This window comes from Bradyrhizobium sp. P3_C3, assembly GCF_056402655.1.
In genome coordinates this window covers 71,446-95,361 of the sequence record NZ_JBFUGY010000009.1, presented here as the reverse complement: position 1 = coordinate 95,361, position 23,916 = coordinate 71,446, and the positions used below count along the sequence as shown (strand labels likewise).

Sequence of the window (23,916 nt, the reverse complement as noted above, 5' to 3'; positions counted from 1 at the left end):
CAGTAGTGTCGACACTCGCCGGCGTATTTCGGCAAACAACGGCCCTTGCCACTTCGCACGTCGGGACATGCCGATCGAGACAACGGCTGCTCGTGCATCCTCGGGACACTGCCTAGCTAGGGCGCGCACTTCAAAGCGCAGCGCATATGTCAGGCGTACAGACCTCTCATTACTGTGAACGGCCGGCGTTCATACGCGAAAGACGAACGATCCGCTTTGGCATTCAAGAGGTCGCATCTGATGCTGATTGAACTCCATGCATGGGATCGGACACATGACATCCACAGCAAATCTCCAGATCGCGCTTCTCATCCTGTTGTGCGCGGCTTCGCCCGCGCGTGCAGGCACTTGTGCGGACGACATCGCGAAAACCCAGATCCAGCTGGATCAGGCCATCGAAAAAGACGCGGGCGCCCACGGCTGGCAGCGGGAGAGCCTCAGCGCGCTGCGCAGTCATCAACCGACGCCTCGCTCGATTGCAGAGGCCGAAGGCGGCCGCGGAGCGGTTTTCGCGGATGCGCTGGATTCGCTTGATCGCGCACGTACCGCCGAACAAAACGGCGACACAGGCACATGCAGCCGGGAACTCGCGCATGTGCGGGCCATTCTGAAATAGCGAAAGCGAGCCGAAGCCAAAGCCGGCCAACGGCGCTGTCATCGGCGAGGCAACTCGGCGACGCGGCCGAACGAAGACGAATACCCGCTTACGATGCGTCGAATGCCCGTTGTCGTCGTGCTGCCGGGTAGCGGGACGTGCGTTCTGGAAATACCCCACCGTTCCGCACCTCTCTAGTGCTCGACAGCATTCAGCCGGAGCATTTTTCATGCGAGAGCAGCACCCATCGAACGACGTCGGCTCGGGAAGATCCAGCTCGCGCCGGTTCACCCTGATACCGCTCGCCGTGGCACTCACGGCCGGCATGCTGTGGCTCGTCCCGGCTGCGACGTCCGCTCAAACGACCATGCCGGGAATGCAGCCTTCCACCGGCATGCTGGCGACGTCGCCGCTCAACCCGCAATCCACGCGGCCCGTCGGCGTTCCGCTGGGATCGACCGAGATCGCAACGCCCGGCATTTCGCCGCTCAATCCGGCGCAAAGCACGGCGGGTTGTGCCGGATCCGGCAATACCGCCTCGTCCGGAGCCTTGTTCGACGGCGGCGGCCTGTCCGGGGGCTCATCCGTCACCTGCAACAGCAGCATCACGGCGGCGCCTCCGCTGCCTTCAGCATCGACGGTCGGACGCGTCGGGATACCGCTCGGAGCCACCGAGCTCGGCGGCGCCGGAATCAGTCCGTCCGTTCCGGTGCAAGGCCCTGCCGCAACCGACAGCACGACTTCGATCAGCGGCTCAAGCAATCCCTGACATCCAGGACGATCTCATGAAACGAAATCTCGCCATCGCGCTTGTCGCTCTCGCCGCGATTCTCGTCGGAGCCGGCCTCTGGTTCTTCGCCGCGGACCGGAAGCCGGTCGTCGCCGCCGCGCCGGTGCCCGCGGCCGTACCGGTGGTCACCGCCGCGGTCACCGGCAAGGACGTTCCGATCTATCTGCGCGGCATCGGCACCGTGATCGCCTACAACACCGATGTCGTGCGCAGCCAGATTCAGGGACAGATCGTCAAGATCGCCTTCACCGAGGGACAGACCGTCAAGGCCGGAGATCTGCTCGCCCAGATCGACCCGCGTCCCTACGAGGCCCAGATCGAGCAATTGACGGCCAATCGCGACCGAGATCAGGCCCAACTCACCAATGCCGAAGCCAATCTCTCCCGCTACAGTAAACTCGGTGACAAGGGTTATGCGACCCCGCAGCTGATCGAGACGCAGACCGCGCAGGTGGCCCAACTCAAGGCCGCCGTGAAAGCGGACCAGGCGCAGATCGACGAGGCCAACGTCCAGCTCAGCTACACGCGCCTGACATCGGCCATTCCCGGCATCACCGGCGTCCGCCAGATCGATGTCGGCAACGTGATTCATCCGACCGACCCGAACGGTCTCGTCGTCGTCACCCAGATCGAGCCGATTTCGCTGCTGTTCACCCTTCCGCAGACGGATCTGCCCGTGATCCAGGAACACGAAGCAAAAGGCCAGTTGAAGGTCATCGCCTACAGCCAGGACAACAAGATTAAGCTCGGCGAAGGCACGCTGCTGCTCGTCAACAACGAGATCGCAGGGACGACCGGCACCGTCCAGCTCAAGGCCACATTCGCCAATCACGAGCACCGGCTGTGGCCGGGACAGCTGGTGAATGCCCGGCTGCTGCTGAAGATTCAGAAAGATGCGCTGACGGTCGCCGGCTCCGCAGTCCAGCAGGGCCCGAACGGCAGCTATGTCTATGTCGTCGCTCCCAACCAGACCGCTTCCTTGCGTCCTGTTCACGTCGCGCAGATCAGCGAGGGGCAGGCCCTGATCGACCAGGGACTGAAATCAGGCGATACCGTCGTCGTCGACGGTCAGTATCGGCTGACGGAAGGAAGCCAGGTTCGGGAACTGCACGGCAAGGCCGCGCGCGAAGCCGACCTGCAAAGTTCCGTGCAGGACGCGCTCCCATGAACTTGTCCGCGCCCTTCATCCTGCGGCCGATTGCAACCGCTCTGCTGATGGCGGGCCTGCTGCTGTGCGGCCTCGCGGCCTACCCCCTGTTGCCGGTCGGCGCGCTGCCGAACGTCAACTACCCGACGATCCAGATCTCGGCGCAACTGCCCGGCGCCGACCCCGGAACCATCGCCTCGTCGGTCGCGACGCCACTCGAACAGCAGCTCAGCCAGATCCCCGGCGTCACGCAGCTCACCTCGTCCAGCGCACTCGGCGTCGCCCAGCTCACGGTGCAGTTCGAGCTGTCGCGCACGGTGGACAGCGCGGCGGTCGACGTGCTCTCCGCGATCAATGCCGCGAGCCCGTACCTTCCGCAGAACATCCCCTACCCGCCGACGATCAGGAAGGTGAATCCGGCGGAAACGCCGATCATGCTGATCGCGCTGACGTCAGAGTCGATGCCGCAGACCACGGTCGATGCCTACGCGGAAAACATCCTGCTGCCCAAGATTTCCCAGGTGCCGGGCGTGGGCCTCGTCGGGATCGGCGGCCAGCAGAAGCCCGCCATCCGCATCCGCGTCAATCCGCAGGCGCTGGCCGCCCGCGGCATCGGCCTCGAAGACGTCCGCACCGTGATCGCCGGCGCCAATGTCGACCTGCCCAAGGGCACGCTCAACAGCCCGCGCGTGACCTATACGCTGAATACCAACGACCAGTTGCTGAAGCCCGCCGCCTATGAAAACCTCATCATCGCCTATCGCAACGGCTCGCCGGTGCGGCTCCGCGACATCGGCTCGGCGATCGAGGCGCCCGAAAACGACCTGCTGGCCGGCTGGTACGGCAAGGACCCCGCCATCATCCTGGCCGTCCAGCGCGTCCCCGGCGCCAACGTCATCGAAACCGTCGACCGCATCAAGAAACTGCTGCCGCAGCTGCAGGCCTCCGTTCCGCCGGCGATCAAGGTGACGATCGCCGCCGACCGCACCGCCACGATTCGCGCCGCGGTTACCGATGTGCAATTCACGCTGCTGTTGACCGTTGCCTTGGTGGTGATGGTGATATTTCTGTTCCTGCGGAATTTCTGGGCCACCATCATCCCGGCGATCACGGTTCCGCTGGCGCTGATCGGCACCTTCGCGGTCCTCTACGTACTCGGCTACAGTCTCGACAACCTCTCGCTGATGGCGCTGTCGATCGCGGTGGGATTCGTGGTCGACGACGCCGTGGTGGTCATCGAGAACATCGTGCGCCATCTCGAGCGAGGCATGACGCCCATGGAGGCTGCGCTCAAAGGCTCCAGCGAAATCGGCTTCACGATCGTCTCCATCACCCTGTCGCTGATCGCGGTGTTCATCCCGCTGTTCCTGATGGGCGGCTACGTCGGAAAGCTGTTCCAGGAGTTCGCCGTCACGATCACCGCCTCGCTGCTGCTGTCGCTGGTGATCTCGCTCACCTTGACGCCGATGATGTGCGCGCGCCTCCTGAAGGACGAATCGCGCAGGAAGCACGGCCGGCTCTATCTCCTGTTCGAGCGCGGCTTCGATGGCCTGCTTGCGCTGTACGCGCGCGGCCTGCGAATCGTGCTGCGCCATCGTTTCGTGACGCTGCTCGTGATGCTCTCGACGATCGCGCTGACCGGCTATCTCTATGTGATCATCCCGAAAGGCTTCTTCCCGCAACAGGATACCGGACAGATCGTCGGCATCACCGAGGCTGCCCAGGACATCTCCTTCCCCGCCATGTCCGAACGCCAGCAGGCGGTCGTCGACGTTCTGTCGAAGGATCCGGCGATCCAATCGGTGGCCAGCTATATCGGTCCAGGCGGGCCGACGGCGACCCTCAACCAGGGGCGCATCTTCATCGTCCTGAAGCCCAAGCCCGAACGCAAGGCCAGCGCCGACCAGGTGATCGCGCGGCTGGAACCCCAGCTCGCCCATATCCAGGGCATCAAGCTTTACATGCAGTCGGCCCAGGACATCACGATCGGCGCGCGCCTGTCGAAGACGCAGTATCAGTACACGCTGACGGACGCCGATTCCAACGAACTCAACCACTGGTCGGCGATCTTCCTGGAGAAGATCCGCGCGCTCGACGTCGTCGCCGACGTCGCGAGCGACCAGGCCAATGCCGGCCCGAGGCTGCAGGTCACCGTCAATCGCGAAGTCGCCTCGAGCTTCGGCATCCTGCCCACGACGATCGACAACACCCTCGACGACGCCTTCGGTCAGCGCATCGTCTCCACCATGTTCACCTCGCTAAACCAATACCACGTGGTCATGGAGGTCGATCCAGCCTTCCAGTATGGGCCTGACGCGCTCAAGGATATCTACCTGAACTCGGCCACTGGCCAACAGGTCCCTCTGAGCACGCTGGTCCACAGCGTCATCATGCCGGCGCCGATTCTGATCAATCACCAGGGCCTGTTTCCCTCGGTGACGATCTCGTTCAACCTGCGACCGGGCGTAGCGCTGGGCGATGCGGTGACGGCGATCCAGAAGATCGAGAAGGACACCGGCAAGCCCGCCTCGCTGTCGACCTCGTTCCAGGGCAACGCGCAAGCCTTCCAGTCGTCCCTGTCCGGCACGCCGTTGCTGATCGGGGCGGCGCTGATCGTGATCTACATCATCCTCGGCGTCCTCTATGAGAGCCTGATCCATCCGATCACGATCCTGTCGACGCTGCCTTCAGCCGGCATCGGCGCGCTGCTGCTGCTGCTGGCAGTCCACATGGATCTCAGCGTCATCGCCATCATCGGCATCATCCTGCTGATCGGCATCGTCAAGAAGAATGGCATCATGCTGGTCGACTTCGCCCTGGAGGTGGAGCGCAATCAAGGGCTGAGCCCTGAGGAAGCGATCTACCAGGCCTGCACGCTCCGCTTTCGTCCGATCCTGATGACGACCATGGCCGCGCTACTCGGCGGTGTGCCTCTGATGCTCGGCAACGGCACCGGCGCCGAACTGCGCCAGCCGCTCGGCTACACGATCGTCGGCGGCTTGATGCTCTCGCAGATCCTGACGCTCTACACCACGCCCGTGGTCTATCTCTATCTCGACCGGCTCGGCAATTGGTTCACCAAGCGCAAGCCGCATGCGGCCGTGACACCCACCCCCTCCACGAGCGAAGCAGATGCGGGATTGGGCCATGAGTCCGCTTGATCGGGTGAGCGTCGGCATGACGGCGGAAAAGCTGGTGACCGTCACGGCCGAGATGACGGTCGGCCACGTGGTGCCGGGAATGCCTGAAGTCTACGGCACGCCGATGATGATCCTGCACATGGAGATGGCGGCGGGATCGGCGATCCAGCCGTCCCTGCCGACCGGCTATGTCAGCGTCGGGATGATGGTCGACGTCCGTCATCTGGCGGCGACGCCGGTCGGCCGTACCGTGCGCGCGGTCGCACGGGTCGTCGCCGTCGAAGCCAGGAGCGTCCTGTTCGAAGTCGAGGCCTGGGACGGCGGCCGCAAGATCGGTGACGGGACCCATCGGCGCGGCGTCGTCGATGTCGCCGAGTTCGAAAGGCGTTTCGGCGTGACGAGGCCCACCGCGGCGTTGGCCTAAGGTCGCGGAATCCTTCCCGCGGCAACATCCCGGATCTGCGCGCAGGCTCGCATGGTGACGCCGTGCGTTTTGACAAAGGGTCCGCGAAAAAGCAAAAGACCGGTTTTCCACGGTACGGTACATCGCTTGCATCCCGCGTCCGGACATCCGGGCTCGGGAATTGGTCTCATGCCCGGCGAGTATCTCTTGGACCTCTTCAATCTGCTCGCCCAGCCCGGACTCGCTCACGAAGGCAAGGAACCCGCGACGGCCCGCCACACGGGGACGCTCTGTCGCACATCGTGGCCCGACCATTCGCGCTACGCCCATCCCGCCCTTTGGGTCCTGGGAGGCGTCGCGCTCGGCGTGTTGTCATTCACGTGCTTCCTGCTCGGGATCGACCTCACCACCAGCGCCTTCGCCCTGCTGGCCGTCATTGTCGTATTGTCGCTGCTTGCGATCGCCGGCTTGGTCAGGCGGCAGCACCGGCTCGAGCGCGAGGACGTCTTGCGGCGGCGTCAGGTCGCCTATCTCGCCGAGGCCCAGAAGCTCAGCCACACCGGCAGCTTTGGCTGGAACGTCGCCAGCGGCGAGCTGTTCTGGTCCGAAGAGACGTTCAGGATCTTCGATCTCGAGCCGACCTTGCCGCCGTCGCTCGACACTATCCTGAAGCGTACGCATCCCGACGATCTCAATGCCGTACGCGAGGCGCTCGATCGCGCCACGAACGACAGGAACGACTTTTCCCTGGAACATCGGCTGATCCTGAGCGATGGCTCGATCAGGCACATTCGCGTGGTCGCCCGTGGAACGTCGGAAGAGCGCGGACAATTTCGGTTCATCGGCGCGGTCATGGATATCACCGCCCAGAAGAAGGACCACACCGAGCTGGAGCGGAGCGAGCAGCGCTACCGCCACCTGTTCGGCCGCATGCCGATCGCCCTCCGTCAGCTCGACGCCAGCAGACTGGTGGTACTGTTCCGAAAACTGCGAGCCGAGGGCATCAAGGACCTCGGCAGCTATTTCGACAGCCATCCCGACTTTCTCCGGACCTGCATGGACGCGCTCTCGTTTCAGGAAGCCAACGAACGGGCCATCCAGATGTTCGGAGGGGGCATCGACGGCTATGTCGGGCGTTCCATGTCCGACACCTGGAAGGCCCGCCCGGATACGTTTCGGCGGGCCATGGAGTCCCGCTTTCGCGGTGAAACGAACTTCGAGGAAGAGACCAAGATGGTGACGTGGGACGGCCGCGTCGTCGACGTTCTCTTCACCACGGCCCGCGTCGGCCCAATCAATGATCTCGAAATAAGCCTGGTCGCCACGATCGACATCTCGCAACGCGTCCGCGCCCAGGAGAGGCTTCGGCAGGTGCAGGCGGAGTTCGCGCAAGCGGCACGCGTCTCGATGCTCGGCGAGCTCACCGCCTCCATCGCGCACGAAGTCAACCAGCCTTTTGGCCGCCATCGCGACCAACGCCGCTGCCGGTCTGCGCTGGCTGAACAGGCCGATTCCCGACATGGCCGAGGTCCGCAGCGCAATCGAAAATATGGCCACGGATACGAGGCGGGCCGCGGACATCGTGGCGCGTGTTCACGGGATGGCTTCGCGCAAGGCGCCGGAGCGCGCCGTTCTGTCGCTTGACGATGTCATTCGCGAGGCGCTTCTGTTCCTGCGCCACGAGATGGAATCCCGCGGCGTAACGATCCTGCACCGGCCCGACGCGGAATCTGCACTCGTGCTCGGCGACCGCACCCAGCTCCAGCAGGTGATCGTCAATCTGGCCATCAACGCCGTGCAGGCGATGACGCAAGCGGGACGCCACCATGGCAGGATCGTCATCACCACCGCCGCGCAGGACGCGACGACGCTGTGCTGCTCCGTGGAGGACAACGGTCCCGGCATCTCCGCCGAACATGCCGGCCGGCTGTTCGAAAGCTTTTTCACGACCAAGGAGTCCGGCATGGGCATGGGACTGCCGATCTGCAGGTCCATCGTCGAAGCGCATGGCGGCCGCATCGACGCCGAAGGCCTTGGCGCCGAAGGCCTTGGCGCCGATCGCGGCGCCCGGTTCTGGTTTACGCTGCCGATCGCGACGCCGGCGTCATCGCCGCCATCCGGTCGGGACGCCGACGCCTGACCCCGCCCGCTCTATTGCGCCGGGGCGGTCGAGCGCACCAGGCGGATCGGGATGCCCTTGAATGACGGTGTAAAGCTGAGGGGATCACGGGCATAGAGCGGCACCAGCGGATTGGTCTCCGGATAGTACGCGGCACAGCAGCCGGTCGGAAACGAATACGCAACCACGCGGAAGTTGCGCACGATCCGCTCGGCGCCATCGGTCGACTCCGTGATCAGGTCGACGCGATCGCCGTCCGCGAGCCCGCGCTTCTTCAGTTCATATTCGTTGAGGAAGACCACGTCGCGCTGGCCGAAGACGCCGCGATAGCGGTCCGACAGCGAGTAGAGCGTCGTGTTGTACTGGTCGTGGCTGCGTATCGTGCTGAGCCACAGGAAATCCGGATCGGCCTGCGGCGGGTCCTCGCCGCAGCCCTCAAACACCAGGAAATTGGCCTTGCCGGACGGCGTTGCCCAGATGCGCTCCCGCGCGGTCGAGGTCAGATGGAAGCCGCCGGGAATGCGGATCCGGGCATTGTAGCTCTCGAAGATAGGGAAGACGGCCTCGATCGCATCCCGGATGCGATCGTAGTCGCCTACAAAGCCGTCCCAATCGACCACCGTGCGCTCGCCGAGCGTCGCCTTGGCGAGGCCTGCGATGATCGCGACCTCGCTGAGAAGATGCTCCGATGCCGGCTTGTTGCGACCGCCCGAGGCGTGGACCATCGACATCGAATCCTCGACCGTGATCGACTGCGGCCCCGATTCCTGAATGTCGATCTCGGTTCGCCCGAGGCACGGCAGGATCAGGGCGGCGCGGCCATGGATCAGATGGCTGCGGTTGAGCTTCGTGGAGACGTGGACGGTCAGATCGAGCTTGCGCAGCGCGGCCTGCGTCGCCTGCCAGTCGGGTATGGCCGCGGCAAAGTTGCCGCCCATCGCGAAAAAGACCTTCACCTCACCGCGGATCATTGCCTCCAATGCCGTCACGACGTTGTGTCCCGGCGCGCTCGGCGGCTTGAAGCCGAAGCGGTGCTCGAGGCGCTCGAGGAAATCCGCCTTGGGGATCTCGGTGATCCCCACGGTTCGGTCGCCCTGCACGTTGGAATGACCGCGAACCGGACAAACGCCGGCGCCATCGCGTCCCACATTGCCGCGCAAGAGCGCAAGATTGGCGATCTGCTGCACGTTGTGCGCACCACGCTGGTGCTGGGTAATGCCCATGCCGTAGACAAGGATGGCGCGCTCCGCCTTCATATATGCGCCGGCGGCATATTCCAGGTCCTCGCGCGTCAGGCCGGACTGGCGTTCGATGTCGGGCCATTGCGTTCGCTTGAGATCGCCGATCAGCGCTTCGATGCCGGCGGTGTGCCCACGAATGAAATCCCAGTCCAGGATCTCCGGCTGCTCGGCCGCACGGGCGGCCTCGTCCGTTTCGACGAGGATCTTCATGATCCCCTTGAGGACGGCGACGTCGCCACCGACACGCACCTGGAACAGCTTCGAGCTGATCGTCGTCGACGACAGCGTGATCATCTCAACCGGGCTCTGCGGCGCCTGGAAGCGCTCCAGCGCGCGCTCGCGGAATGGATTGAACGAGATGATCGAGGCCCCTCGGCGGGCCGCGTTGCGCAGGCTGGTCATCATCCGCGGGCTGTTGGTGCCCGGATTCTGGCCGAAGATGAAGATGCAATCGGCCTTGTCGAAATCCTCCAGCAGCACGGTGCCCTTGCCGACGCCGAGCGATTCCGGCAGGCCGACGCTGGTCGCCTCGTGGCACATGTTCGAGCAGTCGGGAAAGTTGTTGGTGCCGTACTCGCGCACGAACAGCTGATAGAGGAAGGCGGCTTCGTTCGAGGTTCGCCCGGACGTATAGAACTCCGCCATGTTCGGATCCGGCAGCGCATTCAGCTCGCGGCCGATCATGGCGAATGCGTCGCTCCATTGCACCGGGAGATAGCGGTCGGATGCGGCGTCATAGGCCATCGGATGGGCGAGCCGACCGACCATTTCGAGATCGTAATCGTTCCAGCTCGCGAGCTCCGTGACGGTATGCTCGGCAAAGAATTCGGGCGTGCAGCGCTTCGATGTCGTCTCCCAGGCGACCGCCTTGCCGCCGTTCTCGCAAAATTCGAATGACGAGGTGTGCTTCGGATCTGGCCAGGCGCAGCCGGGGCAATCAAAGCCCTCCGGCTGATTCATCCTGCTGAGCGTCGCTGCACCCTTCAGCGGCGCCCGCTGCACCAGAAGCGCCTCGCTGAGCGCCTTGAGTGCGCCCCAGCCGCCGGCGGGTTCACGGTAGGGACGAACCGATTTCGTTGTCATCTCGATATCTCGCGATATGGCAATTCTCCGGGCCAGTTAAGGATCGTGCGGGCAGAGCCGTCTTTTCAAAACGAAGCCGAATTTCGCAATTGCACATGTTCGGAGCCGGCTGCAGCAGCCAGTGCATTCCGGCAAAAAGAGCGCGTTCACGGAAGCTGAAACGGCGACCGGAAACTAGGTTTGTCAGTTGGAGCCCCGTCGCTACGGAGGGCTTTCGACATTTTTCAGGAGCGACCCAAGATGTTCTCAAGACGTGATTTGCTGGCCATGTCCGCGGCAGGCGCCGCCATGGTCGGCTCCAGCGCGCAGGCCGCAACTTTCGGCAATCCGGACGAGCCGCCGCAAGGCGCCGTGAACGCCAAGAGCCCCGGAAGCCTGTCCGATCCCGGTCCCCAAGATCCGGACCTTGCCAAGCACTTCCCCTCTGCCCAAACCCCGCCCCCGACGGACGTCGGTGGCCTGCCGGCGGATTGGGCCTCATTCAACAATGCGCCGAGGCGTATCCAGAATGGTGGCTGGGCCCGTCAGGTCACGGTCGAGGATTTCGCCATCTCGAAGGAGATCTCCGGCGTCAATATGCGGCTGGCTGCCGGCGGAATCCGCGAGCTGCATTGGCACCAGGCTGCCGAATGGGCGATCCTGACCTACGGCTCCTGCCGCGTCACCGTGCTCGACACGCAGGGGCGCCCTTATGTCGGCGACCTCAAAGTCGGCGACCTCTGGTATTTTCCGCCGGGCGCGCCGCATTCGCTGCAGGGCTTGGGCCCCGATGGTTGCGAGTTCGTGATCTGTTTCGACGACGGCCACGCCAATGAATTCAACACGCTCCTGGTGACCGACTGGTTCGCCCACACGCCGCCCGAGGTGCTGGCGAAGAACTTCGGTGTTCCGGCCGACGCGTTCGCAAAGATCCCGCTGCACAACCGCTGGATATTCCAGGGGACTGTGCCCGGCGATCTCGCCGCCGATCGCGCAGCCGTTGCAAAGCACGCCGAAGCGCCGCCCTACCCCTTCATCCACTCGCTCGGCGGCTCGGCCCCGGTCAAGGAGAGCTCCGCCGGCAGCATCCGCGTCGCCGACAGCACCACCTTCAAGGTTGCCACCACCGTCGCTGCGGCGCTGGTGTCGATGCCGCCGGGGGCTGTCAGGGAGATGCACTGGCATCCAAATGCCGACGAGTGGCAGTACTATATCAAGGGCAAGGCGCGGATGACGGTGTTCGACACGGGCCCCAATGCGCTGACGACGGACTTCGCGGCCGGCGACATCGGCTATGTCCGGCGCAATCTCGGCCACTATGTCGAGAACGTCGGCGACACCGAGCTGCAGTTCGTCGGCGTGTTTCGGGCCCCTCGCTACGAGGAGGTGTCGCTCTCCTACTGGCTGACGCACACGCCACCCAAACTGGTCGCCCAGCATCTCAACATCGACGAGAAGCTGATCGCGCAATGGCCGGACAACAGCCCCGGCGTCATGCCCAAATCCTGAACCAGGTCCGCAGGAGTTCCGAACGAGAAAGGCGCCGAAACCGGCGCCTTTCTTTTATCCGTGACAGCTCACAGCAACTTCGAGCGTGCAGCCGTCAGTAGTGATCGGCAGCAGGGGCCGACTTGCCGCGGAAGACGCGATAGCCGATCGCCACATAGAGCAGCATCAGCGGGAATACGAACAGACCGGCGCCCCAGAACATGAATGCAAGACTTGCATGGGGCGCCGCGGCCTCGTCGATCGTGACGACGAACGGAATCATGTAGGGCCAGAACGATAAGGCGAGCGTGGCGAAAGCCGCGACGAAGATCAGGGCAACCATATGGAACGGCCAATAATCGTCATGGCGCAGGATGCTCTTGGCCAGCATCGCGGCCGCACCGGCGCCGATCACGGGAAACACGAACAGATAGGGCCGGTCGGTCCAGCGCTGCAGGATCGGAAGATGTTCGACAAGCGCATACGCAAAGACGACGACCAGGAAGACCAGGACGCCGATCGCCAGCGGCGGGATCTGGCGCCGTGCGGCATCCCGAACAGGACCTTCGCACTTCCGCACCAGCCAGCAGGCGCCGAGCAGCGAATAGCCGAAGCAGAGCCCGACCCCGCACAGCGCGGAAAAGGCGGTCAGCCAGCCGAGCGTTCCGCCGGTATAATCGCCGTTGGAGAACTGGAGTCCTTCGACGAGAGCGCCGACCATCGCGCCCTGCATGAAGCTGGCGGCAAACGAGCCCACGACGAAGCTGACGTCCCAGACCCAGCGCGAACTGAGCGCCTTGCCGCGAAACTCGAACGCTACGCCGCGCAGGATCAATCCGAGCAGCATCACGAGAACAGGGATATAGAAGGCCGACATCACCATGGCGTAGACCACGGGAAACGAGCCCCACATGATCACGCCCGTGACGATCAGCCAGGTTTCATTGCCGTCCCAGACCGGAGCGACCGTGCTCAGCATGGCATCCCGTTGCGACTCGCCCCCGGCCGCTCCGAACAGCATGCCGACGCCAAGATCGAACCCGTCGAGGAGGAGATAGATCAGGATGCTGATGGCAAGAAGGGCAACCCAGTACATCACCATGGCTATTCTCCCGCCCCGAGATAGCTGCGTACGGCGGGCACCTGATCGGCGAGCGACATCGGCCGATTGGGCACGGGAACGTGGAGCGGCCTGCCACCGAGTCCCGCCGGGCCGGCACGCAGCAGCTTATAGATGTAATACGTCCCGAATGAGAAGATGAAGGCGTAGACCGCGACGAACAGGATCAAGGAAGTCATCGCAGCCGACGCTGTCAGAAACGGCGTCACGGCGTCTGCAGTCCGCAACACGCCATAGACCGTCCATGGCTGGCGCCCCACTTCCGCGGTGTACCAGCCGGTGAGGATCGCGACCCACGGCAGTGGGAAGCTGAGGAAGATGCCCCACAGCAGCAGGCGGTTCCGATCGAGCCGATGCTTGAGGCCGAGCCAGGTCCCGAGCCAGGCCAATCCCAGCATCACGAAGCCGCAGCCAACCATGATGCGGAAGGCAAAGAACGGGATCAACACCGGCGGCCGGTCCTGCGGCGCGAAGCTGGTGAGGCCGACCTCTTTCGACGTCAGGCTCATGCTGCCGATGATGCTCCCGAGCACCGGAATCGATATCGCGTATTTGTTCGATTCGGTGCTCGAATCCGGGATCGCGATCAGCACCTCGGAGGCCGGCTGCTCGTCATGCCATCGCGCCTCGATCGCGGCGAACTTGGCCGGCTGGTAATCGTGGACATAGTCGCCGACGAGATGCCCGATGAAGAGCTGGACCGGCAGCAGCACCGCCGCAAGCGCAAGGCCCATCCGCAGCATGACATGAGCTTCGGGGCGATAGGTCCGCCGCAGCAGATACCACGCGCCGGTTGCCGCCACGCAGAACGCGCCGGTCAGGTAGGACGCGAGCAGCATATGCGGAAACCGGACCCAGACCACGCGATTGAAGATGATCTGCGTCCAGTCATCAGGCACGAACTGGTCGTTCTGCAGGACGTAGCCGGTCGGCACCTGCATCCAGCTGTTGTTGACCATGATCCAGAACGCCGAAAGCGTCGTCCCGAGCGCGACCATCGCCGTCGAGAACAGGTAGAACCACGGCGGCACCCGGGGGCGACCGAAGATGAGGATGCCGAAAAAGGCCGCTTCCAGCATGAAGGCGGTGAAGGTCTCGTAGGAGAGCAGCGGGCCCTGGATCGGGCCCGACATCTTCGAGAGCACGCTCCAGTTCGTTCCGAACTGAAACGCCATCACCACGCCCGATACGACGCCCATGCCGAACGCCACGCCGAAGATCTTCAGCCAGAACGCGAACAGGGTCCGGTAGACGGGCTTGCCACTGTACTGGTGCATCGCTTCGAGCACGGTGAGCCAGGCGGCAAGCCCGATCGTGAACGCCGGGAAGATGATGTGGAACGAGATGGTGAAAGCGAATTGCAGCCGCGACAGAAGGAGCGCCGTCGGGTCCATCGAACATTCTCCGTTGGTTCACGCCCGCTTCGCGGCCGCCGGCGCGCGTGCGGCCGGCTGCGGAATGTTGTCGACCTTGAGGACCGCGGCGGTCGCTGCACGAATCTGGCGACAGAAATCCGCATCGTCGATCAGCGACACGCCATAGGACGGGATGATCTGCTTCAGCTTGGGCAGCCAGGCGCTTGCCGTCAGCTCCCCGGCGAAGCACTTCTCGAGCACGCTGATCGCGATGAACGCGGCGGTGGAAGCCCCCGGTGAAGCACCGAGCAGGGCCACCAGCGAATGATCGTCCGCGCCGACGAGCTCGGTCCCGAACTCGAGCAACCCACCACGCTTGACATTGGGCTTGATGATCTGGACGCGCTGGCCCGCGACCTGCAGCCTCCAGTCCTTCGGGTCGGCCTTCGGGAAATATTCGTCGAGTGCGGCGAGCCGGTGTCCCTCCGATTGCAGCACCTGCCCGACCAGGTATTCGGTGAGATCGAAATTGTCGCGCGCCACCGAAAGCAGCGGCTTGACATTGGCGGGACGAATGGACTCGAAGAGATCCAGCAGCGAGCCATGCTTGAGGAATTTGCTCGAGAAGCCGGCATAGGGACCGAACAGCAACGAGTGCTGGCCGCCGATCACCCGCGTATCGAGATGCGGCACCGACATCGGCGGCGAGCCGACCGCGGCCTTGCCGTAGACCTTGGCATGGTGACGCTTGTTGATCTCGGGATCATCGCAGCGCAGCCAGATCCCGCTGACCGGGAAACCGCCATAGCCGCGCCCCTCCGGGATACCGGATTTCTCCAGCAGCGGCAGCGCGCCGCCGCCGGCACCGACGAAGACGAATTTTGCGCGCACCGACCGCGTCTCGCCGCTCGCGGTGTCCCGCACTTCGACACGCCACCGGCCACCCTCCTCCCGGTCAAGACCGGTGACGCAGCTGTTGTAGTGGACCGCGCAGCCCGGCTGGCTGACCAGATGCTTGACCAGCAGATGCGTCAACGAGCCGTAGTCGACGTCGGTGCCGGTGATGATCCGTGTTGCGGCAACCGGCTCGTCGCCACTCCGTCCGTCCATCACCAGCGGCGCCCATTCGGCAATCTGCCTGGAATCCTCGGTATGCTCCATCCCCTCATAGCAATGATGGGCCGACATCGCCTTGAACCGTTTCCGGAGAAATTCGACGTTCTCCGCGCCGTGCACGAAGCTCATATGCGGCACCGGATGGATGAACGCTTGCGGATCCGCGATCGCTCCGCGACCGATCAGGTAGGACCAGAACTGCCGGGACAGATCGAACTCCACGTTGACCTGGAGCGCCTTGGAGATGTCGATGCTGCCGTCGGGCCGCTGCGGCGTATAGTTCATCTCGCAGTTCGCCGCGTGGCCGGTCCCGGCATTGTTCCAGGAGTCGGAGCTTTCCTGCGCGCAATCCCCGAGAATCTCGTACATCTGGATCGACAGGGAGGGCTCGAGCTCCTTGAGAAAGACGCCGAGTGTCGCGCTCATGATGCCGGCGCCAATGAGGACGACATCAGTTTCGCGGTCGGAAGCTGCTGACATGGCTATTTCCTTCGTCGGGTGTTGCTGCTTTGGATGGCTCGATCAGGCCCGCACCGATTGCCGCACCTTGGCGCGGAACGGCACGTCCGCTCCCGGGCGCAGGATCACGTAGGCACGGCGCCAGGATGAATCGTCGGTCAATTTCCAGCTATGCCCCGAGCCGGCGGTGTCCTCCGCCAGCAGGATGTTGCCGGGGTGGAGCAGGAAGTGGTGGCCGTCACGCGTCTGGAAATCGAGCGTTCCGCTGAGCGTGATCACCAGCTGCCGGATCKGCGCGGTGTGCCAGGCGAAAGCTCCGCCCGATTCCGTTTCCTGAAAGGAGACGCTGGCGGCATCGATCTTTCCGGTCAGGAAGTCGCCGCGCTGTCCCGGCTCCAGCTCGAGGAAGCCTTCCTCGAAATGCGAGTTGTTGTCCTCTCCGGTCCATAGACGCACACAGCGGATCATCGTGTCTCTCCTTGCATTGTGGTTGCGTTGCCTGCCCGGGGTTGTTCGGACCAGAACGGCACCTCGGCGCCCGGCTCGAGAACCGTGTAGAGGCGCCGCCACGGCGCCTCGTCCGTCATGGTCCAATTGTGGCCCGTCCCACCGGTATCTTCCGTGAACAGGACATCGCCCGGGCGCAGCGTGAAGCTTCCATCCGCCGTTTCGAACCGTAGCGTCCCGCTCAGGGACATGACGAGCTGGCGCGCTGCGTCGGGATGCCAGCCGAGTTTCGGATCTGCATCCGTTTCGTGGAACGAAGCGGCATCGATCCGAAGCTTTGCGCTGAGCGCATCGCCCCTCGCCCCGCGCGCGAGCTCGACGACGCCATCCTCGAAGTGCGACTTGCCATCCGCACCCGTCCAGAGTCTGACGCACCGGATCATTGCCGCCGCCCCTTCAGCCGGCCTTCGCGCCGATTGCGAGCGGCACCTTGATCTCGGCCACATAGGGCTTGACCATCTTGGCGGGATCCACAATGCGGTCGAACTCCGGCTCGGTCACGAAACCGAGCTTGAGCGCCGCCGACTTCAGCGTGAGGTCGTTGTCCATCGCATAGTGCGCGATCCGCGACGCCTTGTCGTAGCCGATCACGGGCGCCAGCGCAGTCACGAGCATCAGCGATCTCTCGACATACTCCTTGATCTTCCTGTGGTTCGGCTCGGTGCCCTCGACGAGGAAGGTGCGGAAATTGGTGCAACCATCGGTCAGGATGGTGACGGACTGCGCGATGTTGTGGATGATCAGCGGCTTGTAGACATTCATTTCCAGATAGCCGCCGGCTCCGCCGAACCCGACGGCGACGTCGTTCGCCATCACCTGCACGGCGATCATCGTCAGTGCTTCGGCCTGCGTCGGGTTGACCTTGCCCGGCATGATCGACGAACCCGGCTCGTTCTCGGGGATCAGCAATTCGGCAAAGCCCGCGCGCGGGCCGCAGGACATCAGACGGATGTCGTTCGCGATCTTGTAGAGCGATCCCGCGAGCGTGCGGAGCGTGCCGGATAGCTGCACCAGCGCATCATGCGCGCCCTGGACGGCAAACTTGTTCGGTGCGCTGACGAAGGGCAGCCCCGTCAGCCGCGCGATTTCCGCGGCGACGGCCTCGGCGAAGCCCGGCGCGGCATTGATGCCGGTGCCGACGGCCGTGCCGCCCAGGGCGAGCCGGAAGACGCCCTTGAGCGCGTCGTCGATGCGGGCCAGATCGTCGGCGAGCATGCCGGCATAGCCGGACCATTCCTGCCCGAGCGTCAGGGGGGTCGCGTCCTGCATGTGGGTTCTGCCGATCTTGACGACGTCGTCCCACTGGCTCGATTTTGCCGCGATTGCGTCGTGCAACGCCTCGACCGCCGGAACGAGCTGCTCGGTCACGTTCATCGCGGCTGCGATGTACATGGCCGAGGGAAAGCTGTCGTTCGAGGATTGCGACATATTGACGTGATCGTTCGGGTGAACCGGATGCTTGCTCCCGAGCGGCGTGCCCGCGAGCTGGCAGCATCGGTTCGAGATCACCTCGTTCACGTTCATGTTGAATTGCGTTCCGCTGCCGGTCATCCAGACGTGAAGCGGAAACATGTCCTGATGTTGGCCGGAGAGGATCTCGTCGCAGACATGCGCGATCAGCTTGTGGACCTTGCCGTCGAGACGGCCGCCGGCGCAATTGGCGTTCGCGGCCGCCTTCTTCAGGATCGCGTAGGACTGGATCATTTCGCGCGGCATCAGGTCCTTGCCGATGCTGAAATGCTCGAGCGAACGCTGCGTCTGCGCCCCCCAGAGCTTGTCCGCGGCAACGTCCACTTCACCCAGGCTGTCCGTCTCTTTGCGAAGGTTGTTCATCCGTGCCTCTTGGCAGTTGACGTCGAAAGGCCATCTCGGCGCTGTTGGAAAGTGTACGCACCGCATGACGCGCACGCTTCCTTGAATGAACGTCCTTTTGCCGAATGGCATGGTGCGCGCTCCGCACCGTCAACGAGCGAAATCACGAGACTTGGATCGACGGTTCAGCTTCGCAGTTGCGGCCGGCAGAGCCAAAGAACGCACACCGACGATGCGATCGGCAGGACAAGGCTCCAGGCGTGCAGCCATTTCGTCACGCAGGCCCCGATGGCGGCCCCCGACAGGAACATCAGGCAGACCAGAAGCATGACTGCGGTGCCGCGCGCCGCATCGCGATCGGACGCAACTGATTGATCGATGGCACGGAGCATGTTGCCGGTGACGGTGACGGTGAGATATTTCCAGCGTTCGACCTGCCTGAAGCTCGCCGACTGCAGCGCGGCGCCGAAGGAGATTCCGAGGATCGTGATCATGTCCGGAATCCGATGATACAACAGCATCACCGCGACCAGGCAGACGATCTCTCCGGCGAGGCAGAGCAGCGGCGACTTGAGGCGGATTGCCAGCGATGCGCCGAGCAGAAAGGCGGCCAGCGGAAGAAGATGATGGGTTGCCTGCCGCCATTGCCCGGACATGGCGTCGATGCCGAGGAAGATAACATTGCCGGTTTGCGAGCTTGCAAACACGCCGCCGAGCGAGAGCCACGTAAAGGCGTCGAGAAAGCCGCCCGTCATGCTCAGAAGAGACGCCACGAGAACCGATCGCTCCGGAGCATGGACGACGCTTCCGGTCTCGGCGACCGGTTCCGGAGATACGGCTTGCATCGCCATGTGCGTCGGCCCGCGAGGTCAGCAGCCGGCGTGCGTTGCGGCCTCATCCGGCAGCAGAACGCGACGCGGGTGCGTGAATACGCCGTATCCGTCATCGCGAGCGATCGCGAGCAGCGTGATCCCCGCTTCATCCGCGGTCTTGATCGCGAGTGCGGTGGGTGCGGATACGGCCACGATGACCGGTGCGCCGAGCATCGCCGCTTTCTGCACCATCTCGACCGAAACGCGGCTGGTCAGCAGTACCGCGCCATCGCACGCCGATCTCCCCTCGCGTACGATCGCGCCGGCGAGCTTGTCGAGCGCATTGTGCCGGCCGACGTCCTCTCTGACCAGGCCGATACCGGTGCGCGGATGCCAAAAGGCCGCCGCGTGGACGGCCCGCGTTTGCTGATTCAGAATTTGGTGCGGAGAGAGGGCCTGCATGGCGCCCAGCAGGTCGCGCGCTTGAAAAACGATGCCCCGGCCCTTCACCCGCGCCGGCGCACGGCGAGCCTGTTCGAGGCTCTCGATGCCGCATAGCCCGCAGCCAACGGGGCCGCTGATGGTTCGGCGCCGTGCAACCAGGGATGCCGCGCGGTCACCATCGAGCCACATCCGAACCTCGACGCCGAGATCGTTCGGGATCAGCTCGATGCTGCTGATCTCGCTCGCACGTTCGACGATGGCCTCGGTGAGGCTGAAGCCGATACCGAAATCCTCCAGATCTCCCGGCGTGCCCATCATCACCGCCTGGGTCGAGCCGTTATAGGTGAGCGCAATCGCGGTCTCCTCGGCAACCAGCCGCGAGGTCGACTTCGTCTGACCGCCGCGCCAGGCAATCTCCCAATGCCGGGTGAATGTCGAGCCTTTCGCCATGACTCATACCGTCGCCGGCTGGGACGAATGACGGGACGCGCGGCTCTTGAGCGCGACCCCGAATGCGATGAATCCCCATCCCTGGAAGATCAGGTCGACGACCAGCATCACACCAAGCAGCCACAAACCGATGGCGGGCCAAGCCGCAACCAGCATGACACCGACGCAGAAGGTCAGGACGCCCGCAGCCACGATCCAACGCCAGCCCGCGGCCGGCCGGATATGGAACCCGGCCCAGATCCTTATCACCCCGGCTACGACCAGGAAGGCACACACTGCGAGAGACAGCGTGAATGAAGCCAGGATCGGATCGTAGAGTATGATGGCCCCGGCGGCCGCATAGACGATCCCGGCCAGTAGCCAAAGCAGGAATCCCCGCAAGCCGCGCACTGAAAACGCTTGCACGATCTGGAAAATGCCGGCGACCGCCATGGTGGCGCCGATGACCAGTACGGACGCGAGGTTCGCCGCCATCAGATTGGCAGATGCAACACCGCCGAGGATCAGTTCGCCGACACCCAGCGCAACGAACCAGCCCCATTTTCCGGTGATGGCGTGGATGGCCCATCCGAGCGAGGCCTTCGAGTTCGACATGTCCGTCATGGCTTGACCCTTGTTCGCACGACGATCCGCAGATCATGAATAGGGCAAGCGTATCGAGATCTGTCCCAACTCATCTTTCGAGGTCGCAGCGATATTATTTGATCCGCACGACACGGATCGTTGCGCGAGAGTCGCGACTAGCGCGGGATGGTCACGACGGTCCTGAATCCGTCGGGGCCGCCGCGGACGTCGACGGTCCCGTGCAGACGCGCCGCAAGCGTCTCGACGATGGAGCGGTCCTCTTCCCGGTACCGACTTTCGTCGGACGAGCCGTTGTCCATGACGCTGCACGCAACCGACGTCGCCGTGAGCCACACTTCGAGACGAATGGCGCCTGCTCCGCAGTGGGATACGTGGCGCACCGCACCGGTGATCAGTTCGAAGACGATCATCCCCAGCAGCCAGCAGCGCTCGGAACTCATCTGCAGCGGATGCAGCAGCAGCGAGAGCGCAATACCCTTGTCTTCGAGGCTCGAGCGGCTGATCGACCGGCACAATTGCTGAAGATAGGCCGCCAGATCGACGGTGGTGGTGAACTGCGGCATTTGCAGCGCGTGGTGAAGTTGTGCATGACCTTCCAGCCGGTCCTGCACGGAAGCGAGGGTCGCCCTCGCTTCGATGCCGTCGCAACGATCGGCCGCCTGCGCCACCAGATCAATCGCCGAGGCGAGCTCGTCGTCGATCCGATGCTCGAGCTCACGCAGCAGCAGGCGCTCAGCCTTTACGCCGCCATCCGGCAGGAGTTCCGAGAGGCTGCTCATTCTTCACCCGCCTCCCGGCCCAACGGCGTGCTTTGCGCTTACGAATTCTGGCCGCTTCGGCCGGTCTCGTAGAGGAACCAGATGCGCCGTTCCGTTTCGTCGATCCAGTTTTCCAGGACGCTCGCGGTGGCGACATCGCCGTACTCGTCGCAGAGCTCGTGGACCCGGCGCATTTCCCGCGTTAGCTGCTGGTTGTCGCTGCGCAGTTCGGCGAGCATGTCCTGCGGATCGACATAGTCGGCATCGTTGTCGAGAATGCGCTGCTCGCGCGCGATGTGGCCGATCGAGCGTAGCGTCGTGCCGCCGATCTTGCGTGCGCGTTCGGCGATGTCGTCAGTCATGGCGAAGATTTGGTCGGCCTGCTCGTCGAGCATAAGGTGGTAGTCGCGAAAGTGGCTGCCCGACACGTGCCAGTGGAAGTTCTTGGTCTTCAGGTAGAGAGCGAAAACGTCGGCGAGCAGCGCTCTCAGCGCGGCTGGAACGTCCCGGTTCGCATTCGCTCCGAGATCCGTCGGGCTTTGGAGGTCTGCTTTGGTCATGGTCGGCATCCTTGTGTTGGAGGTTGGAAACATCTAGCCGCGCCGCGCGCGAGGAATCTTTCCTGCGCGAAAGATCCTTTTGGGATCGCACGCCTGCGAGGGGCGCACGCGGGCGCGCAGCGGGTTCATTTCGTTTGTGTCACCCTGTCCCGCAGCGGCAGAAGCGACATCGATGCGAATACGCCATCGCGACGGATCAATGCGTGGAATAGCCCCGCCGCCAGATGCAGCAGCACGAGGGCAAAGAACGCGAAACCCAGATAGACGTGGGCATTCCAGAGCAGCGTGTGCATCAGGTCGCTTTGCGGCAGCAGCGCGGGAATTCGGATCCCGCCATACAGGACGACCGGATAGGCCGCGGCCCAGAGCATGCCGAGGCCGAGCAACGGCATGACAACCATGAGGCCATACAGGAGCTGATGCGACAATTTTGCTCCAAACTTCATGGGTCTCGAAAGATCGGCCGGCAATGGCGGCGCACCGTAATGCAGCCGCAACGCCAGCCTGATCAGCACGAGGACCAGCAGGATGACGCCGATCGTCTTGTGGACCAGGATGAGCGGCAGATATTTCGGCGCGACCGTGGAGACCATGCCGACGCCAATGAACAGCATGGCGAGGATGCAGACCGCCATCAGCCAGTGCAGAACACGCTGGATCAGGGCAAAACGATGAGGAGCGCTGGTCATGGCTTGGCGGTCTCGGTTCGCGGATAGTCCCCGGCTTCGGCCGCGCGCAGATCGTAGGATTTGCGGTAGACCGATGAGCGTGCAGCCGKGAACGGATCGTCCGACACCCGGATTCCCTGTGGCAGGACCGCCGGATCGAAATTGATGTCGCGGCACGGTCCATCGCGCTCCGGCTCGATCCGCTGCACGATCAGCGTTCCRACCTCCACTTTGCGACGGTTCTCCGGCCAGGCCTTGCTCGGATCCGCGGTCGGGTCGCCCGGATCGGCGACGGTCGTGACCATGGTCCATCGCAGTGGACCGGCGGTCCGGACCCGTTCGGTGATCTCCTGCTCGAGATAATCCGGCCCGCGCTTTTCGAGGTCGGCCTGCGAGATTGGAATGGGTTGCGCCGAGGGCAACAGCGACCATCGCACGGTGTGGTCGCCGCCTCCGGCGTCCGTGAAGACGAAGCTGTTGAGGCCGTTATAGGGCTCCTCCGCATAACTGCCGGTCCAGGGCGCCGTCTTGGCCCAGGCCGCGAAGGGGCTGAATTCCGGGTTGGCCTGAATGAACGCCTTCATCGCCTCCGGATCTTTCTTGCCGGATGCGATCAGCAGGTCGTGAAATGCCTGCGGCGTGGAAACCGCGAAGAAGGGCGGGTTGATCATCGCCATGCGCCACTCTTCGCCGTCTGCCGTCGTGATCATCAATCCCAGGCCGCGGACGCGCACGGTCGCATCGACCGCGTTCGGATCGGCTGTACCGAGATTGAAACGGCCCAGGGCCGGATAGTGCCCCTGCGCGAAGACCTTGGCCCGGGAGAGCTCCGCACCGTTTCCATTCGCCTCGAATGTCCCAGTGAAGCAGATTCCCTTGGCATGATTTCGCCGGTGCCCGAGCGGCGGGCCGCTCGGAGGCGTCAGCGCAGCGATCATCCGTTCCGGCGTCAGGCGCCCCGGCGAGAGCCATCCCGCAGTGTACGCGAAGGCAGCCGCGCCGCCGCCGACCACGGCCGCAATCAGGACGAGGGACCCAAGCCCCGAACGTGGTAGCTTGCCTTGATTCATCCGGTCTCCTTTGCGATGCGCAGACCGCCTGGCGATCGGGTGCGCGCGGCGCTCTTTCGAGCGACGCAGCCTCCTTGTAGCCGGCGGCCAAGGCCTGATCTTTTCGAACCCACCGCCAATTTCGCGAAGGCACGCCTGAGCTGTCTTCGGCGTTCGCCGGACCCGGATCCGGCTTCGGGCATTCTCGAAATTTTTCGTGCAATTTGACAATCGAT

The 23,916-nt window shown here is 63.9% G+C and carries 20 protein-coding genes and 1 pseudogene; 6 read left to right on the top strand and 15 right to left on the bottom strand.

Annotated elements, in window-relative coordinates; translation table 11 throughout:
- The first annotated feature begins 274 nt into the window (after positions 1–274).
- Positions 275–616: a hypothetical protein gene (locus tag AC1DW2_RS12745; protein ID WP_166351901.1), complete on the top strand. Its 342-nt coding sequence runs from the start codon at positions 275–277 to the stop codon at positions 614–616.
- A 336-nt stretch (positions 617–952) separates the two neighbouring features.
- On the opposite strand, the gene AC1DW2_RS12740 is transcribed toward AC1DW2_RS12745, so the two are convergent.
- The gene (locus AC1DW2_RS12740; protein ID WP_477006201.1) at positions 953–1,357 is read right to left on the bottom strand and encodes a hypothetical protein; all 405 of its coding nucleotides are present in this window, start codon (positions 1,355–1,357) and stop codon (positions 953–955) included.
- Positions 1,358–1,380: 23 nt separating this feature from the next.
- Here AC1DW2_RS12740 and AC1DW2_RS12735 point away from each other — a divergent pair, with 23 nt between their 5' ends.
- The 4 genes and pseudogenes from AC1DW2_RS12735 (at position 1,381) to AC1DW2_RS12720 (ending at position 8,215) form a co-directional block, all read left to right on the top strand.
- Positions 1,381–2,553, top strand: coding sequence for an efflux RND transporter periplasmic adaptor subunit (locus AC1DW2_RS12735; protein ID WP_354117202.1), 1,173 nt, complete (start codon positions 1,381–1,383; stop codon positions 2,551–2,553).
- Complete coding sequence (locus AC1DW2_RS12730; protein WP_477006200.1) at positions 2,550–5,693, top strand: efflux RND transporter permease subunit; 3,144 nt, start codon at positions 2,550–2,552, stop codon at positions 5,691–5,693. The genes AC1DW2_RS12735 and AC1DW2_RS12730 overlap by 4 nt, the downstream gene beginning before the upstream one ends.
- Positions 5,680–6,096, top strand: coding sequence for a thioesterase family protein (locus tag AC1DW2_RS12725; protein ID WP_354177549.1), 417 nt, complete (start codon positions 5,680–5,682; stop codon positions 6,094–6,096). Before AC1DW2_RS12730 ends, AC1DW2_RS12725 begins: the two co-directional genes overlap by 14 nt.
- Before the next feature lie 345 nt (positions 6,097–6,441).
- A pseudogene (locus tag AC1DW2_RS12720) lies at positions 6,442–8,215 on the top strand (ATP-binding protein).
- An 11-nt stretch (positions 8,216–8,226) separates the two neighbouring features.
- Here the strand turns inward: AC1DW2_RS12720 and AC1DW2_RS12715 are convergent.
- Complete coding sequence (locus tag AC1DW2_RS12715) at positions 8,227–10,518, bottom strand: FdhF/YdeP family oxidoreductase (protein WP_477006199.1); 2,292 nt, start codon at positions 10,516–10,518, stop codon at positions 8,227–8,229.
- Positions 10,519–10,758: 240 nt separating this feature from the next.
- On the opposite strand from AC1DW2_RS12715, the gene AC1DW2_RS12710 reads away from it, so the two are divergent.
- A complete protein-coding gene (locus tag AC1DW2_RS12710; RefSeq protein WP_477006198.1) occupies positions 10,759–12,006 on the top strand; it encodes an oxalate decarboxylase family bicupin in 1,248 nt (415 codons plus the stop codon).
- A 94-nt stretch (positions 12,007–12,100) separates the two neighbouring features.
- On the opposite strand, the gene cydB is transcribed toward AC1DW2_RS12710, so the two are convergent.
- The 13 genes from cydB to AC1DW2_RS12645 form a co-directional block, all read right to left on the bottom strand.
- Positions 12,101–13,087, bottom strand: a complete 987-nt coding sequence (gene cydB / locus AC1DW2_RS12705; protein WP_477006197.1) for a cytochrome d ubiquinol oxidase subunit II — start codon at positions 13,085–13,087, stop codon at positions 12,101–12,103.
- Between the two features lie 2 nt (positions 13,088–13,089).
- Positions 13,090–14,499, bottom strand: coding sequence for a cytochrome ubiquinol oxidase subunit I (locus AC1DW2_RS12700; RefSeq protein WP_477006196.1), 1,410 nt, complete (start codon positions 14,497–14,499; stop codon positions 13,090–13,092).
- A gap of 18 nt (positions 14,500–14,517) precedes the next feature.
- Positions 14,518–16,056 (bottom strand): malate dehydrogenase (quinone), encoded by a 1,539-nt coding sequence (gene mqo / locus AC1DW2_RS12695; RefSeq protein WP_477006195.1) that lies wholly within the window; start codon positions 16,054–16,056, stop codon positions 14,518–14,520.
- Between the two features lie 42 nt (positions 16,057–16,098).
- On the bottom strand, positions 16,099–16,503 hold the full coding sequence (locus AC1DW2_RS12690) for a cupin domain-containing protein (RefSeq protein ID WP_477006194.1): 405 nt from the start codon (positions 16,501–16,503) through the stop codon (positions 16,099–16,101).
- Positions 16,500–16,925, bottom strand: coding sequence for a cupin domain-containing protein (locus tag AC1DW2_RS12685; RefSeq protein ID WP_477006193.1), 426 nt, complete (start codon positions 16,923–16,925; stop codon positions 16,500–16,502). Before AC1DW2_RS12685 ends, AC1DW2_RS12690 begins: the two co-directional genes overlap by 4 nt.
- 13 nt (positions 16,926–16,938) lie before the next feature.
- On the bottom strand, positions 16,939–18,375 hold the full coding sequence (gene fumC, locus AC1DW2_RS12680; protein WP_477006192.1) for a class II fumarate hydratase: 1,437 nt from the start codon (positions 18,373–18,375) through the stop codon (positions 16,939–16,941).
- Between the two features lie 164 nt (positions 18,376–18,539).
- On the bottom strand, positions 18,540–19,127 hold the full coding sequence (locus tag AC1DW2_RS12675) for a YoaK family protein (RefSeq protein ID WP_354132828.1): 588 nt from the start codon (positions 19,125–19,127) through the stop codon (positions 18,540–18,542).
- Positions 19,128–19,223: 96 nt separating this feature from the next.
- The gene (gene fdhD / locus AC1DW2_RS12670) at positions 19,224–20,060 is read right to left on the bottom strand and encodes a formate dehydrogenase accessory sulfurtransferase FdhD (protein WP_477006191.1); all 837 of its coding nucleotides are present in this window, start codon (positions 20,058–20,060) and stop codon (positions 19,224–19,226) included.
- Positions 20,061–20,063: 3 nt separating this feature from the next.
- Entirely contained in the window at positions 20,064–20,663 is a 600-nt protein-coding gene (locus tag AC1DW2_RS12665; protein WP_063984294.1) for an HdeD family acid-resistance protein, read from the bottom strand.
- Positions 20,664–20,800: 137 nt separating this feature from the next.
- The gene (locus AC1DW2_RS12660) at positions 20,801–21,424 is read right to left on the bottom strand and encodes a histidine kinase dimerization/phosphoacceptor domain -containing protein (protein ID WP_477006190.1); all 624 of its coding nucleotides are present in this window, start codon (positions 21,422–21,424) and stop codon (positions 20,801–20,803) included.
- Positions 21,425–21,462: 38 nt separating this feature from the next.
- Positions 21,463–21,963 (bottom strand): Dps family protein, encoded by a 501-nt coding sequence (locus AC1DW2_RS12655; protein ID WP_028153529.1) that lies wholly within the window; start codon positions 21,961–21,963, stop codon positions 21,463–21,465.
- A 125-nt stretch (positions 21,964–22,088) separates the two neighbouring features.
- Positions 22,089–22,652 carry a cytochrome b gene (locus AC1DW2_RS12650; protein WP_477006189.1) on the bottom strand — a complete coding sequence of 188 codons (564 nt, stop codon included), beginning with the start codon at positions 22,650–22,652 and terminating at the stop codon, positions 22,089–22,091.
- A complete protein-coding gene (locus tag AC1DW2_RS12645) occupies positions 22,649–23,701 on the bottom strand; it encodes a catalase family peroxidase (protein WP_477006188.1) in 1,053 nt (350 codons plus the stop codon). Before AC1DW2_RS12645 ends, AC1DW2_RS12650 begins: the two co-directional genes overlap by 4 nt.
- Positions 23,702–23,916: the final 215 nt, after the last annotated feature.